The following is a 13,571-nucleotide window of genomic DNA, read 5'->3' as shown; positions in this document are numbered from 1 at the left end:
GAAACCAATGAAACTATCTAATAATACCACTTTTACAGCCCAAATTAACAACAATTTGGAGGTAGCACGATGACAATTCGTGTTAGCCACAGGAAGAACTACACTTGTCTGAGTAATGCCGCCATCAGGGACAAGCGATTAAGTTTTAAAGCTAGGGGATTGCATCATTTACTGTTAAGCTACCCAGACGGATGGAAAGTCAAAATTGAGCATTTGGTGAACGAATCTGACAAGGATGGACGCACAGCGATCGCAAGCGCACTTCACGAATTGGAAGAGTGCGGATATCTTACGAGAGAGCAAACAAGAGATCCTAAAACTGGCAGACTTGGTGAATGGGAAACTGTGATTTGGGAACATCCAGAAACCGCGATCGCAAAACCTGAAAACGGACAATCCGAGGAGCAGGTTTACCGCGATCGGGAAACCTGCAACATAATAAATACTGATTCAGATCAAATAACTAAAAAAGAAGTATCTATTTCCCCCCTTACCCCCCAACAACAAGAGGGGGGGGAATCAGACACAGTGGCTGAATCAGTCAAAGAAGTGTCAGAACATCCATCTGCTAACGACCCAGAAATCAGTGAATCTGCACAGCAAAATAAACCCTCATCAGGGGCAATTATTCCGCGAGGTGAGAATCATTATCAAATTCAGCCATTAAATTCAATCCAGCAAATTTTTGAGGAATCAGGGAAAGTTCCAAGTTACGGAATTGAATATAAGACTTGGATACAGGCAGAAATGGGCGATATCATCAAGCACTATCGACGAAGCGGCAGGGCTTTAAACGTTAGTCCAAACGACATCGATGCTGAGTTTAAAAGTTTTACAGCTGCCAATGCCAATGGCGGCAAAGGGTTAAAGCTAGCGGCTGCCCAAGGCTGGATAGTGAATTGCGAAAAAGACCCGCTTCGATGGGGAGAGCTGAGAGACTTGGTTGCTGAGTGGTTACTCGTCAAACAAACTGGCGATCGCCACACTAGTATTGCCCAACAAATCAATCGAGCCTCAAAACCACCCATCAAACTGAATTTGAATTACTAGGAGTTCTCAATGCTCGATTACCAAGACTTCAAGGATTCCGTATCTGAATTACAAAGCTTTTATGGTGCCAATATTCTCAACGGCGGGATATTAGAGGCTGCATGGTACGAAACGCTCAAGCACTTGTCTTTAGGGCGATTGCAGAACGGTATTGCCCGTTGCTTCAAAAAACACCCCAGAGCGTACAATTTTTTCCCATCAGCAGAGCAGATTCTTGAATTTGCTCAAGGCGAGTACAGACCGCCAGGGGAGTGTGTTATGGGGGATTTTACTCTCGCTGCTTTGCCTTCTCATGAAGACAGGCTAACGCCTGAGCAGATAGCTGAGTTATCCAAACGCGGACGGTTGGTAGCTCGAATAATTTTAAATTGCACGGGACACATGACGAGCGATCGCAAAGAACAACTGATCGAACAATTCAAAACCACCCCTACTCATGAGCTTGAACGCATTGCCAAAGTGAGCGAACTGACCAGAAAGACTGGAGGGACTGTTAACAACATTGCGGACATTCTTTCAAGGATGGAGGAAGAAATCAGCGCCAAGTCGGCAGAAGATTTTGAAAATTCAATCATCGTTGCTCGTCAGTGGTTGAAGGAAGATCGAGCATGAAAGCCATCACAGTCAAGGCGCCCCTAGTCTGGGCGATATTCAATGCAGGACACTCCACCCTTTACCGTAACGAGCATATAGATTGTCCTAGCGAGCTTGCCATTCACGTCGGGAAATTCTGCACCCAGCCGGATGTTGAAGAATTTTCCAGGAAGTCGGGTCTTATCCTTCCACCTCGCGATCGCTTGTTTTTGGGACAAGTTATTGGGGTGGTGGATGTGGTGAGGTGTCAACGTATCAGTGCTAATTACTCTCGCGTATGGCACATAGCAAATCCCAGACCCATCAAGCGTTTTTGCTGGCAGGGACAGTCCCAACTTTACGAAATTCCCAACGGGGAAATCGATTTCGATGCTGACAAAAATCCCATTCTTGAAGAATCTGGCTGCAAATTCAAGGGTAATCCCAGAGGGGAGTGGTGGGTTACGGTGTGGCGGCATCCCCACGTCGAAAATCATTATTCTTTTTCAGCGAGCATAGCTGGCGGTGTGATGAGTGGCGGCATCCCTGGCGATACCTTGTTGCACGGATGCTATGGCGATCCAGAAGAGGCACTTCAAGCGGGGATAAAGGAGCTTTATTCATGAAAGCGATCAGTTTGTGGCAACCCCACGCCTCGCTCATTCCTTTGGGATTGAAGCGGTACGAGACGCGCTCGTGGGGGACTAATTACCGAGGCTTGCTATTGATTTGTTCTGCCAAAAGGAACAAAGATGACCAGTTTTATCACTGGATACGCATTCTAAAAGTTTTTGAAGACGATCTCGGTATTTTAAAATCCGAACCCAACGACGGGTTTCCGATGTGGGATGACCTGCCTTTTGGGTGCGCTGTTGCCCTCGTGCATTTGACTGATTGCATAAAGATGACGCAGCAATTCATCGCTGAGCAAACCGAAGCAGAAAAACTGGTGGGCGATTGGGAGGTTTGCTTGGAAGCTGGAGAACATCAGGGCAATCAAACCGGCTCCCATTCGAGGTAGGCAAGGACTTTTTGATATCGAGATCGATTTAAAGCAATTGGAGGCAGCAAATGTGTGATTGTGACATCCAACGCCCTGACTGGGATGAAGAAGGGGAGGAGTTGTGGGAAGAAAACGAGGTTAAAGCCGAGAAAGATATTTCCTGCTGTGAGTGTTGCCACCCGATAAAGGCAGGGGAGACTTACAAGCATCTACGTGGCTGCTGGGATGGTGAATGGTCTGCTTACAAAATGTGTCTTGATTGTTCTCGTTTAAGCGATCGCTTCACGAAGAAAACCGATTGCTGTCACGCCTTGGGCGGACTTTACGAGGAATTAATTGACTCTGATATCCTGCTTCGAGATGAAGAGGACGAAGAAACCTGGATCGAGCAAGAGTCTTGGTTAAAAGTTGTTTGCCAGCATCCTCTCAAGTGTGAGGTAGTAGAGGAGGTAGCATGATACGCTGCATTGAAGAATCAAAAGAAATAAATACTTGTCCCCTTGGCTGGGAATGCCCAGACGAAACCGATCGCTACGATGAATGCATCAACTCAGAAACCTGTTATCGGTGGACGGAGGCATGGGATTTGTATGAAATCTTTATCCTGGGGGATTTGCCAGCAATTTATTTGAACAACGGCAAACGCGACGATTGGACAAAACCCGAATACGGCTTTGAACGGTTGAATAACTGTGATTTCTTGCTCTATTACGCAGCCAAACTTATCCAGTTTGAGCAGTGGAAAGAAGCTTATTACAAGCTCAACCGCAGGTATTGTGCCTACGTGAGAAAAGAACATTTTGCTCGATTTGAAGAGTTAAGAAAAGCGATCGACCAAGAATATGCTCAGTGCGAAATATCGACAGAAGATATCCCTTTTTAAGAGTGAATCGATGAAAGGAGAGTAAAAATGTCAATTAATTCTTATAGCGACAGAAGGATTGAAGCAAACTGGGAGGATTGGGGATGACCACTACCTGTGAACCGCCAAAGCAAATCTCCCTATTTGCTCTGAGGTGGAAACCCCAAAAAGGTCAGCCAATACCTTGGGATATCAAACAGAGACTTTGCAAGCCAAAGGGAGGGCGAAACAAGAAAGGGGATTTTGATAACTTTCATAATCGCGATTATGACTTTGTTTCGCCGAGGGGAGAAGTTTTTGTAGGTAAAGGATTCGTAGGTTTGCTCAAGAACACGGATTGTGTGAATCCGCGCTTCGTGGTGTTCTTAATGGCAGGCTACACAGTTACAAAGGATGGACAAAAGCTGTTGGCGGCAGGAAATTACCTGTGCCCCCGACTTACTACTTCGTATCACCATCCGGAGAAGTTCACACCACAACCAGCTTGAGTGAATTTGCTCGTCAACACGACTTGTGTCCGATCGCGCTATCCCGAATTTCTAGATGCGTTAGGGGTACGCACAAAGGCTGGCGACATTGCAGTCCAGATGGACAACCAATTGTGCCAAGCGATCGCAAACACAGAAAATTTACGCTCCTCTCACCTACTGGCGAAATTGTTGAAGGCAGCAACTTGAAAGCCTTTGCCGAACAGCATGGTTTATCTCGCGGCTGTCTGATGAATGTTTTGGCAAAGACAAGCGCATTGCATAAAGGATGGAAGCTTCCCGTGATTAACCCTATGGCTACTACCACCGCACCCAATCTCGGACAGCCAGAGCAGATCAAAATTGGCGATCGCGTCGAATTTCTTTGCGATGTAAAATTTGGGGATATAAATACCAAAGCTAAAAACCCCGATGCCAAACTAGCTATGAAAGGAGAGTGCGCCGAAGTATGCGGCGTTCGAGACACGAGGCTTGCTCTCAGCGTCGGCGGTGAGCCATTTGATTGGCCTATTAGTTTGGTAAAAAGAATTTCAGACGCTCCTGGACTCGCTACCCCTGCGCTATCGCCCAAGAAGATTGAGGTAGTCAAGGATAACACCAAGCCAGGAGTTTATATTGTTGACCAACAGGGGTCACTTGCGAAAGTCATTGATAATTTAGGGTTTGGCTTTGTCGTCGATTGGCTGGGCTTTGGTGAAGCTCCTGTGCCAGCATCCGGCAAAGGTTTAACTTACAACTGGGAGCGAGATGATAAAACTATTGCCAGGTTTGCGATCGCTCCCCAGGAATTAGTAAACAAATTCTTGGAACAAAAGTCATCTGACGAAGAATCAAAACCAAAAACCAGAGGCGAAGAAATTCTATCGGAACAACGTCAACAGGCTCTCTCCAGACTCAAGAATGGGTGCAGGTATTGGGATGCCACATCTAACCGCTTTGGTAAGTTCGTCGGCGCACAAGAAGAGCTTGCCCAATTGATAGACGATGACGACAAAACTTTTACTGCTTGCCCGACAAACCTACACTCCCGCAATCTCTGGGAAGGCTTGAGGGTCAAAAGAGCAAGCTGGGGGAATGGTGTCATTGCTCGCTGGCATCCATATACTGGCGGCTGGTGGGTGATTTGGGATGAAAAACCGGATTGTGCCTGTCAAGACGATCTGTTGGCTCCAGCGATCGCGGTGGGTGATAAATTCGCTCTCAATCCCGGCGTGACTCAAGAGTTCGAGGTGAGGGCGATTTCTAAGGGGAAAAAACCATATCAAATCAAATGGAAGCATGGCCCTGACGAAACATATCAAGTCTCTATTGAATTTTTCAGGAGATTCAAGCGTGTTATTGAAAATGACCGATGGAACCCGAATGACTTTGGAGAAGTGCCACACCAAATTGAAGCTTCGGGGCAAGCCACTATCTTTTTTGACAATACCGATGAACCCCCAGAACCTGATGGTTTTGACACTGTTGAAGAATTCGATCGGGCTTGGGAGAAGTGGGAACAGCGCGAAGCCCTATCGAGCGATAAACCAAAGGCTACTGAAGGCATCGCTAGCACTCCTGAAAAATTTTCTACGAACCAGAACGACGAACAGCCTTCATCTATGACTGAGTTCAAAAAAGGCGATAAAGTCGCGCCTGCTTGGCCTGCTGGCAGAGGCAGGCGAGGCGTTATTGAAAGGGTTGAAAAAAACTTTGCCCATATAGAGTGGGCGAATGGAACTTCTGGGAAAGTCCGCTTTGACCAGCTACTTTTGGTTGAAAGAGCAAAAGAAGAATCGCTCCCCGATCCCTTCTGGCGCTCTAGATTTGGGTTACACCCATGCACCAAACCACCAACCGAAGATGCTCAAAGAGACTGCATCCGCTGCGATGTCCTTGCTATTGACCAACAAATCCGCATCTGTCAAGAGCGAATTTTTCAGCAAAATTGGCGCATTCAGGACTTAGAAGCTCAACCCAAGCAGACGAAAGAGATCAAAAAAACTATTGAATCAGCTAAAAGTAACATCGCCTTTGAAGAGCGATTAATTGATTCGCTCCTCCCGCAATTCATCACCTACTGTGAATCTATAGATTCAGGTATAAGTGAGGATGAATCCAAAAAAATGACTCTCGAAATAATTGCGAAAATTCAATTGCCTGAAATCTTGATATCTAGTCCTACCCTTAAGAATGAAGTACCTGAAAAATTGAAATTTGCTTATCGCCAATTACGAGGGCGTGGCATGAGCCATCAAGAGGCGTTGGAGTTTCTAGGGCCTAGCTAACCTGTATTCAATCATCGCCACTGGATTGCTAATATTTGGTGGCGATCCAACTTGAATTAAGTTTAGTTGGTATCTACCATTGTGTGCGTAAATTTGATTTATTTCCGTTCCAGATTTACGCACATCTCCGGTGATTTCTCCATTATTTCCTGACTGTACGTTTAGTGTTTGCACAATCGAGCCAGCACTTTTAAAATTCAATCTCCAATAATTACTTGCTGACAAATTTCCCGTGCTACTAAATCCCACATTTAATTTAACTAAATATAAATGATTAACGTTTCCCGTGCTAAAAGAAATATCGGTGCTGTTATTAGTTAAAAGCCCAATAATAGCACCTAATACTGATATTGTTTGTCCTGTATATAAATCTACTGTGGCGCGAAACCTTTCTCTACTTATCCAATTGCTGCCACTCCACTCCCATTGAGAAATTCTGCCATTGGCGTCTGGTTCGTCCCAATAATCTGCTTTCGGATTTGGTTCGATTGTAGATATTGTATAGGATTTGCCATTTGGCAGCGATGAAGTTGCTCTTTGCATCAATCCCCCAATAAAATCATCGTGCCATCTGCGGCGAAGGTGAATTTCATATTGGTATTTGTGGCGATCGCTTTCCAGTTATTTATTTCTTGAATAGTTGGAGGAATAGCTAAACCTGCAATGATGGCATCCCAAAAATTTTTAAATAAAGGGTAAGTCGGCTCCATACCACCAGCATAATCAACTACAGCAGTTTCTAGCCTAGTTACTGCAAGTATTTTGGTCGTCTGTAGGGTAATTCTTTGGTATCCAGCATCAGATAAAAAAGCGATTTTGGCAGCGCTCCAATTTGGCGCGATGAAATCATCAACTTCCGTTTCTCCGACTACAACCCCATTTTCAAAAGTTTGAATTTTCATGTTTTATCCTGCCCTAAACCAGAAGACAGGCGGAATATTGCCATAGCTCAAAGAAGATATTGGCGCAATGGTAGGCATTGCACCATATGTAACTGAGGATTGTTGTAGCATCGCAACTGAATTGGACACGCTTGGAGCAGTTTCTCCTATGAAAAATTTATTGCCCAATCGTGCCGAGACAGAATAAAGAGAAGGCGATGCTACCGAACTATTCGCTCCAATCCAGTAATAATTAGGCACAAGAAATGCCGAAACAACTGCTTCTTTAAATCCGGCAGTTGCACACGATATATCTCCTGAATCAAAAATTAGATTTTTTGGCAGTCCATCGCTATTGCTATACAATCCCAATCTACATAAAGATCCTGTGAGTCCAGTGCCTACAAAAATTCCTATCCTGTCAATTGATATCGGTTGAGGAACGAACAGAGGAATGTAACAAAGAGTGTTGTTCGGAATATTTGAGCTAGAACTGCTGGAAATAATGTAAGGATCGGTGACGTAATAAATTCCGCTTCTATATCCTGGGTGAGAATTTGGGTAAATTAGGTTTCTTTGCATTGCCTAGCCCCAGTACTGAATCAACACAGTGGTTCCAGGCGTGGAGCTAGCAAAATACAATGTGCCCGTGAAAGTGCAATTTCCAAAATCTTGCACTTCCTCGGCAGTGCTATCGAGGGTGTAGTAAGGCAAGGTGGGGCCCGCGACCTTATTCGTGACGTTGGTAAATCGCAAACCTCCACCGCCTGATAAAACTTTGAAAGCGTATTTTTTTACTGAAGTAAAGGCGAAAAAATATTCAGTGTTGGCGCTTGTAAGTGTCAGGGATGTGAAAGAGGGGGCGATCGCCGTCACAATCGACGACTGTACGTCAACTGGGATGCGTCCGCTAATCAAAGCGGGCATTCTCTGGGTCAAGAAAAGGTAAATGGCGCTCAACCATCCAAATAAGCCCACGCCACCAGTTGGCATCGTCGCGCCAGAAACAGCGCTGTTGCCAATGCGATCGCGTACCTCTTGAATATCAGATTGAGAAGCCGCTCCTGCTGGCAAGTTAAAATTCCACGTCCCTATTTGCCTAGCACCTATGCTCTCATTGGCTCTTTCGATATTTGCCGATGTCGGCGCAGAGCTAAGGATTGTGCCCGCCGTTAGATTGAGCCAAATAAAAGTAGCAGCAGGCGTGCCACTGTTTGCATCTAAGATCGCAACCCTAGCCAACAGATCGCCAACTGAGTAGCCAGTGCCGCCTGTAAGTACGTCGTAAAAGTCAGTTATCGTGTCTTTGTCGGTCGTGGCTAAGGGCCTTAGTCCCGCCCCTGGCGTCGCCGCACTGCCCGAAGGGTCTGTGAATGAAACAGTGATTGTCCCCGTCCCCTCGTTGACCAGATCTCGCCTAACATAAAACGCACCGCTGTTATCCGTCCAAATGGTGGAGGCGATATCGATTTGAGCTTTAATGGCATCCCTAACTTGCTGGAGGGTTGTTTCTGAAGCTGCGACACTGGGCAAGCGATCGCGTATTTCAGTTAGCCTTGTAATCTCGGTTTGTTGATTAGTGGCAGAGGCATCGCCACCGCCGCCACTGCCACCGCCAAAAGAGACTAAATCGCCGTTGCCATCGACGACATTAACTTTCCGGTAAGGTGTTTCCGTCGCCATCGTCTTCTGGTATTGCTGCTAGTGGTTTCTTGCGTTGTCTTGAGGGATTGGGGATTGGGGACTGGGGGCTGCTGACTGGTGAGTTATTCTCCTCTGCTCCCTGCCCCCCTGCCTCCCTGCTCTCTTCTAAAGTCCAACCCGCAGCCAACCATCCAGGCGCGTCAACAGCAGGAATGGATTTAGAGCCTCCGTTGGGCCCGTATAAAGTTACTGGGTCTTGGTTTAGCAGCATGGCGCCAAGAATGCTCCATAGGTGAGGTTTCCGGGAGAGCCAGTTTTCACTGCCTTGACGCGGATATAGGCAGCGTCCGCAACTATATCATCTACCCACTCGCCGGATAGCGGCACATCAAAGCGATTTTGAGCGCCCAGAGCAGTAAATGTGCCCACAGTTTTATAAGTCCCACCGCTTGTTGTGGAGGCTTCAACGGTGATATCCCATTGAGCGCTGCTAGCGACATAGCCAGTGTAGGCGGCCACGTCTACTACGCATTTATAGGCTTTGAGCTTGGTAGCTGGGAAAGCGATCGCAGTCTCAGTGGTGGAAGCAGAGATGGCAGCGGCGGCGTAATCGCGCAGTTCAAGGGCTTTATCAAATTGAATAGCCCGACGATTGGCAATAGTTGAGCGTGGCATAGTTCAGTTATCAGTTGTCAGTTATCAGTTATCAGTTATCAGTTATCAGTTGTCAGTTAGCAGTTGTCATGGGGTAGTTGAAAAATTTTTCATATTCCCTTGATAACTGTTGACTGTTTACCGGAGGCGGAGTGGCTCCGGCTCCGCTGATAACTGACCTAAGTTGTGGCCGCTGCGTCGGTTATTCCTGCCAAGCGTGCAGCTGCTCGTCCGTGGTAGCAAGCGATCGCAGTCCGCCACTCAACGCGAGTTCTAAATACCGGCTTGGTTTCCAGTTCGCCCAAGTCCCTAACAGAGATACCGAACTTACCTTGACACTTACCTTGAATGCCAACCAGCTTTTTGGACATGAAGCTAACGACATAAATACTGGTGCAGGCAGTACTAGAAGTTCCGTCTGGAGAAGTTTCGGTGAAGTCTAGAATTTGATTGCCAAGGTTGTCGTAATCGGCAATGAGAATTGGCAGGTCGTTGTAGTAGGCAATTTGCTTGCCTAATTCGTCTTGGTCGTAGCGAATATCGCCACCAATGCCAGCACGAGCCGCAGCTGTCAGCCTACGACGTTGGGCTTTGCTCATAATCAAGTGCGTGGGTTCATCAACCAAGTCAATGGCTTCATCTAGCCTCAAAAGCGAAAGCCCAGCCCCGGCAGCGGCATTGCTTACTAGCTGAGAGCCAGTGAGCCGCACTTGCAAGCCATCAAATACACGACCATTAACGCGGGAATCACCTTTGATAAAATTCCTTGTCCACATCAAGGACAGGGCTTTTACCTTCATCAATTCGTGTTCTGAGCGAACGCTTTCGCCTTGAGCGTCAATTATGCTGGTGTCTACGTCCAAGTCACCACCGGCGAGTTTGAAAGCCTCGGACTGGGGATTGACCACACCTACAGACTCGGTATATCCCTCATTCACGCCTCGGAAACCTACGCCTGGTAGCTGATCTTCACGGTTGTAATGGATGCCCGATCCTTCGTGATCTTCAATGGGGATAACGCGCAGAATGTCTGATTGTGCGGCGTATTCTTCAATGATTGTTGCAGTTTCAATGGAGGGGGCGAGTTTCGCTGCCTCCAAAAGCGTCATTGGCATAATTCGTGATGTCAAAGATAGGGTTTGCTTGCGCCCTTATGGCATCACGCCAAAAGATTGCTTATGAGGCAGTCTCACACTGCTCCTGAAAGAAAATTTTTGTCTGCTAAATTTTTAATTCCCGTGCCTTAGTCAACCTTTCAGCGCGAGGTAGTTTGTTTATCTGCTCTCGCAACATCGCGGCATTTTGCGTGCCATGCGATCGCGTCATTCCCCCACCAGCGCCGTTGCCAATCGGATCGAACAATGCAGCTGTGGGCCCGCCACCTCTGAGCTTGAGCATCAAATCATCGACAGTAAAGCTCACGCCCTTGGTGTCTTTAAGTGGGGTTTTATGGCGAGGGTCAATGACATTAATTTTGCCCTGTTCGTCCAGGACGATGTATTCTGCGGCGCGATCGCGTATCAAATCAAAGTATGAGTAACCATCCTCGTCTTTACCAGCCTTGCCCCCGGTCGCGTAGAAGCTTTTTTCTAGGGCGTTGATTATCTGGTTTTGCTTAAGGCTATCTTGCATCTGTTGAATTTGCTGCTGTAGAGTCGTTTTTTCGCTCGTCCACAGAGTTTTTAGTTCTTCAAATTTGCGATTTTTTTCAAGTTCGCTTTCTTCGTAAGCCTTAGCCCTTCTCTCAAGATCCTTGTATTTTTCAGGGTCAATGCCTTTAATTGTCTCTATTTGTCCAGAGAGTTCAGCTACTTTGGTTTCTAAATCTTTAGCCTTTTTCGCTGCATCGTCTCGTTCTGTGCGAGTAGCTTTAACTGTAGCTAGGATTTTGCTAATTTCTTCGTCAGTGTATTGCTTAGGTTCGGTTGTGGGATTTGTCGGATCTAATTCTGGAGGCATAGTTAAGCATCACGCTTTTACGTCGCCTCCAGGTTTCCCGGTTGGTATTTCAATATAAGGTTTCGGGGTTGTTCTGGGAATATAAAGCTATAGAGAAAAAGCGATTATCCCCAAATCAAAACACCACTCAACTGGGTGGTGTTCTAAATGACTGTGGGTAGATGGGGAGGGCGCAAGCAGTTTAATCTTCTGCTTCGACTTCCTGCCAGCCTTTGATTGCGGCAACAATAAAAGCACCTGCTGGGTTATCAATCGCTTTCTCAAATGCAGCCAAGCCACCTTCTTTAACGGCATTTATGACTCGTTGTTTTAGTGTTGGGTTGCAAACCTGAATATTGTAAAGCGATCGCTTCTTCTGCTTTAGCTTGTAAATTCAGTTGAGCCACTTGGATGGCTTCAGGTGTAGCGTTAGGGTCAGCTTGAACTTTGGCTAAATCAGCCTGAGCCTGGGCAACACCAGCCTTGCTCTGAGCTTGCTGTACCCGGTTGCGTACTTCTCTTGTTCTAGCTGGGCTGCTTGTTGTTTCAGGTTTAAATCAAGAACTTGTTTACCTTTGGGAAATCTGCTTGTGTAACGTTACACAAACAGGATTCCATCTCAGAAAAATAAAAAGCTCAGATATGGTATCTGAGCTTTTGGTTCTTCTTTACAAGCTATCCTCAGTAGAGAGCAATATATCTAGTTTTCTTTGTTGCTCCCAAAGTAAAAACCTAAAGCGAAACTAAGTAACGTGACCTGGGGGGGGATAATTTGTGAAATCAGGTCTTTGATAGTAGTTTTGTCAGCATTAGGGGTGAAAGTTGTAAATAGTATTGATAGCAAAATTGTACCCACAGACAAGCCGAAAAATTTTGTTAGTAATATTGCTAACTTAGTGCGTGTTGTCTCCCTTTGTCCAGCAGATTTAGCTATTTTAGTGCGTGTTGTCTCCCTTTGTTCAGCAGATTTAGCTCTTTGTTTGGCAGCTGAAGCTGCAATCTCTTCAGCGATTTTCTGACTGATGGGAACAGACGTGATGCAGTCAGAGAGGTTGAGTTGAGCATGTAGGTTGGCAACTGGTTTTGTGCCAGTAAGAGTTGATGCTCCTTGTTGTGTTTGGCTATTAGAAGCTTGTTGTGTTTGGCTATTAGAAGCTTGTTGTGTTTTGCTATTAGAAGCTTGTTGTGTTTGGCTATTAGAAGCTTGTTGTGTTTGGCTATTAGAAGCTTGTTGTGTTTCGCTATTAGAAGTTTGTTGTATTTCGCTATTAGAAGCGGTGGACGAGTTAACCGAGTTAGAGTCTAAGCCTGACATAAGCAGAATCCCTAAAATAAGTTGGCGAACAACGAGAGATTCTTCCAACGCTTCAGTCAATGCTTCACTTATCTAAATAACACCTCCCGAATTTCTTTATCAGGTTTTTGAAGTAGCACTTTAGTTCCTTGCTGTCTTTCCTGTAGCAAATATGCTTCCGTCGCAATTGCTTTACGGAGAGCTTCATTTTGAGAGATGCCTTGAGATTCAGCAAGGAATTCTAGCATACGAGCAATGTCCCCAGATAAACTGATGGACATACGTTTTACACTGGAAGCGTTGGAAGCTTGTTCATTGGAGAGTCCATCTGAAGCGGGACTTTGTCCTGTATCTAAATCATTGGTGATGTTTTTAGACTTCATAAATTACCTCAAAACTCAAATTAGTGTTAGCCATTGTCTAAGCTATTGCAATACAGTTCGGATCAGAGAGGACAGATTTATTTACTTGTATGTGAGTGAGGTCAGCCATTGAGTAAAGGAGCGGAGGAGCAAAGGAGCGGAAGAGTCTTAAGTGGTGGACGATTCTGTTTGCCCCTCTGCTTTTTTGCCTTTCTGTTGGCTCAACGAATAGATGTCTTAACCGAAAGGTCTTGTAAGCTGTTGCACTTACAAGTCGAGTTTTTTGTAGATTGAAGTATCTGTCCCTTAAAAAACTGACACTACTATCTAAGGATCTAAGCGAAGTAATCGCTCTTGATATTCCTAAAAGCAGTGCTACAAGCATAGATGAAGAAAGTAAGGTCGATTCCAATTCAGTGACAGATAAGGTTTCTAACGATTTTGAAAGCATAGCTTTATAAATCAATCCTCTATGAATCAATTGATTAAGTCGCATCATGTATTGCCCTTAATCAGGTTTACACTTTAAGTCTACACTAAAAATGTAAAAATGGT

General features: G+C 45.7%; 18 protein-coding genes. 8 read left to right on the top strand and 10 right to left on the bottom strand.

All coding sequences use genetic code 11. The features are described from left to right. Positions 1 to 69: 69 nt before the first annotated feature. The 8 genes from NSTC745_RS31920 (at position 70) to NSTC745_RS31885 (ending at position 6,243) form a co-directional block, all read left to right on the top strand. Positions 70 to 1,050, top strand: a complete 981-nt coding sequence (locus NSTC745_RS31920; protein WP_445634605.1) for a hypothetical protein — start codon at positions 70 to 72, stop codon at positions 1,048 to 1,050. Between the two features lie 9 nt (positions 1,051 to 1,059). Then, positions 1,060 to 1,662 (top strand): hypothetical protein, encoded by a 603-nt coding sequence (locus tag NSTC745_RS31915; RefSeq protein ID WP_445634604.1) that lies wholly within the window; start codon positions 1,060 to 1,062, stop codon positions 1,660 to 1,662. Continuing rightward, positions 1,659 to 2,249, top strand: a complete 591-nt coding sequence (locus NSTC745_RS31910; protein ID WP_445634603.1) for a hypothetical protein — start codon at positions 1,659 to 1,661, stop codon at positions 2,247 to 2,249. Before NSTC745_RS31915 ends, NSTC745_RS31910 begins: the two co-directional genes overlap by 4 nt. After that, the gene (locus tag NSTC745_RS31905) at positions 2,246 to 2,644 is read left to right on the top strand and encodes a hypothetical protein (RefSeq protein WP_445634602.1); all 399 of its coding nucleotides are present in this window, start codon (positions 2,246 to 2,248) and stop codon (positions 2,642 to 2,644) included. The genes NSTC745_RS31910 and NSTC745_RS31905 overlap by 4 nt, the downstream gene beginning before the upstream one ends. 50 nt (positions 2,645 to 2,694) lie before the next feature. Next, the gene (locus NSTC745_RS31900; RefSeq protein WP_445634601.1) at positions 2,695 to 3,084 is read left to right on the top strand and encodes a hypothetical protein; all 390 of its coding nucleotides are present in this window, start codon (positions 2,695 to 2,697) and stop codon (positions 3,082 to 3,084) included. Next, positions 3,081 to 3,509, top strand: a complete 429-nt coding sequence (locus tag NSTC745_RS31895; protein WP_445634600.1) for a hypothetical protein — start codon at positions 3,081 to 3,083, stop codon at positions 3,507 to 3,509. The genes NSTC745_RS31900 and NSTC745_RS31895 overlap by 4 nt, the downstream gene beginning before the upstream one ends. A gap of 83 nt (positions 3,510 to 3,592) precedes the next feature. Next, positions 3,593 to 3,976 (top strand): hypothetical protein, encoded by a 384-nt coding sequence (locus tag NSTC745_RS31890; RefSeq protein ID WP_445634599.1) that lies wholly within the window; start codon positions 3,593 to 3,595, stop codon positions 3,974 to 3,976. After that, positions 3,916 to 6,243 (top strand): hypothetical protein, encoded by a 2,328-nt coding sequence (locus tag NSTC745_RS31885; protein ID WP_445634598.1) that lies wholly within the window; start codon positions 3,916 to 3,918, stop codon positions 6,241 to 6,243. The genes NSTC745_RS31890 and NSTC745_RS31885 overlap by 61 nt, the downstream gene beginning before the upstream one ends. On the opposite strand, the gene NSTC745_RS31880 is transcribed toward NSTC745_RS31885, so the two are convergent. From NSTC745_RS31880 to NSTC745_RS31835, 10 genes are all read right to left on the bottom strand, one after another. Beyond that, on the bottom strand, positions 6,229 to 6,786 hold the full coding sequence (locus NSTC745_RS31880) for a hypothetical protein (protein ID WP_445634597.1): 558 nt from the start codon (positions 6,784 to 6,786) through the stop codon (positions 6,229 to 6,231). The two genes, NSTC745_RS31885 and NSTC745_RS31880, sit on opposite strands and share 15 nt — an antisense overlap. Continuing rightward, positions 6,786 to 7,145 carry a hypothetical protein gene (locus NSTC745_RS31875; protein WP_445634596.1) on the bottom strand — a complete coding sequence of 120 codons (360 nt, stop codon included), beginning with the start codon at positions 7,143 to 7,145 and terminating at the stop codon, positions 6,786 to 6,788. The genes NSTC745_RS31880 and NSTC745_RS31875 overlap by 1 nt, the downstream gene beginning before the upstream one ends. 3 nt (positions 7,146 to 7,148) lie before the next feature. Then, positions 7,149 to 7,706: a hypothetical protein gene (locus NSTC745_RS31870; RefSeq protein ID WP_445634595.1), complete on the bottom strand. Its 558-nt coding sequence runs from the start codon at positions 7,704 to 7,706 to the stop codon at positions 7,149 to 7,151. A gap of 3 nt (positions 7,707 to 7,709) precedes the next feature. After that, complete coding sequence (locus NSTC745_RS31865) at positions 7,710 to 8,807, bottom strand: hypothetical protein (protein ID WP_445634594.1); 1,098 nt, start codon at positions 8,805 to 8,807, stop codon at positions 7,710 to 7,712. Next, positions 8,776 to 9,039, bottom strand: a complete 264-nt coding sequence (locus NSTC745_RS31860; protein WP_445634593.1) for a hypothetical protein — start codon at positions 9,037 to 9,039, stop codon at positions 8,776 to 8,778. Before NSTC745_RS31860 ends, NSTC745_RS31865 begins: the two co-directional genes overlap by 32 nt. Then, positions 9,030 to 9,443 carry a hypothetical protein gene (locus NSTC745_RS31855; RefSeq protein ID WP_445634592.1) on the bottom strand — a complete coding sequence of 138 codons (414 nt, stop codon included), beginning with the start codon at positions 9,441 to 9,443 and terminating at the stop codon, positions 9,030 to 9,032. The genes NSTC745_RS31860 and NSTC745_RS31855 overlap by 10 nt, the downstream gene beginning before the upstream one ends. 158 nt (positions 9,444 to 9,601) lie before the next feature. After that, entirely contained in the window at positions 9,602 to 10,552 is a 951-nt protein-coding gene (locus tag NSTC745_RS31850) for a major capsid protein (protein ID WP_445634591.1), read from the bottom strand. A gap of 91 nt (positions 10,553 to 10,643) precedes the next feature. Next, complete coding sequence (locus tag NSTC745_RS31845) at positions 10,644 to 11,381, bottom strand: hypothetical protein (RefSeq protein ID WP_445634590.1); 738 nt, start codon at positions 11,379 to 11,381, stop codon at positions 10,644 to 10,646. Positions 11,382 to 12,060: 679 nt separating this feature from the next. Beyond that, entirely contained in the window at positions 12,061 to 12,675 is a 615-nt protein-coding gene (locus tag NSTC745_RS31840) for a hypothetical protein (protein WP_445634589.1), read from the bottom strand. Between the two features lie 68 nt (positions 12,676 to 12,743). Continuing rightward, the gene (locus NSTC745_RS31835; protein WP_445634588.1) at positions 12,744 to 13,037 is read right to left on the bottom strand and encodes a hypothetical protein; all 294 of its coding nucleotides are present in this window, start codon (positions 13,035 to 13,037) and stop codon (positions 12,744 to 12,746) included. Positions 13,038 to 13,571: the final 534 nt, after the last annotated feature.

It is taken from the genome of Nostoc sp. DSM 114161 (genome assembly GCF_052692665.1).
This window is presented reverse-complemented; position numbering and strand designations above follow the sequence as displayed.

Bases quoted from the DNA above. Each gene is read 5' to 3' on its own strand.
- NSTC745_RS31920 (WP_445634605.1), top strand. From the start codon at position 70: ATGACAATTCGTGTTAGCCACAGGAAGAACTACACTTGTCTGAGTAAT.
- NSTC745_RS31915 (WP_445634604.1), top strand. From the start codon at position 1,060: ATGCTCGATTACCAAGACTTCAAGGATTCCGTATCTGAATTACAAAGC.
- NSTC745_RS31910 (WP_445634603.1), top strand. From the start codon at position 1,659: ATGAAAGCCATCACAGTCAAGGCGCCCCTAGTCTGGGCGATATTCAAT.
- NSTC745_RS31905 (WP_445634602.1), top strand. From the start codon at position 2,246: ATGAAAGCGATCAGTTTGTGGCAACCCCACGCCTCGCTCATTCCTTTG.
- NSTC745_RS31900 (WP_445634601.1), top strand. From the start codon at position 2,695: ATGTGTGATTGTGACATCCAACGCCCTGACTGGGATGAAGAAGGGGAG.
- NSTC745_RS31895 (WP_445634600.1), top strand. From the start codon at position 3,081: ATGATACGCTGCATTGAAGAATCAAAAGAAATAAATACTTGTCCCCTT.
- NSTC745_RS31890 (WP_445634599.1), top strand. From the start codon at position 3,593: ATGACCACTACCTGTGAACCGCCAAAGCAAATCTCCCTATTTGCTCTG.
- NSTC745_RS31880 (WP_445634597.1), bottom strand. From the start codon at position 6,786: ATGCAAAGAGCAACTTCATCGCTGCCAAATGGCAAATCCTATACAATA.
- NSTC745_RS31875 (WP_445634596.1), bottom strand. From the start codon at position 7,145: ATGAAAATTCAAACTTTTGAAAATGGGGTTGTAGTCGGAGAAACGGAA.
- NSTC745_RS31870 (WP_445634595.1), bottom strand. From the start codon at position 7,706: ATGCAAAGAAACCTAATTTACCCAAATTCTCACCCAGGATATAGAAGC.
- NSTC745_RS31865 (WP_445634594.1), bottom strand. From the start codon at position 8,807: ATGGCGACGGAAACACCTTACCGGAAAGTTAATGTCGTCGATGGCAAC.
- NSTC745_RS31860 (WP_445634593.1), bottom strand. From the start codon at position 9,039: ATGCTGCTAAACCAAGACCCAGTAACTTTATACGGGCCCAACGGAGGC.
- NSTC745_RS31855 (WP_445634592.1), bottom strand. From the start codon at position 9,443: ATGCCACGCTCAACTATTGCCAATCGTCGGGCTATTCAATTTGATAAA.
- NSTC745_RS31845 (WP_445634590.1), bottom strand. From the start codon at position 11,381: ATGCCTCCAGAATTAGATCCGACAAATCCCACAACCGAACCTAAGCAA.
- NSTC745_RS31840 (WP_445634589.1), bottom strand. From the start codon at position 12,675: ATGTCAGGCTTAGACTCTAACTCGGTTAACTCGTCCACCGCTTCTAAT.
- NSTC745_RS31835 (WP_445634588.1), bottom strand. From the start codon at position 13,037: ATGAAGTCTAAAAACATCACCAATGATTTAGATACAGGACAAAGTCCC.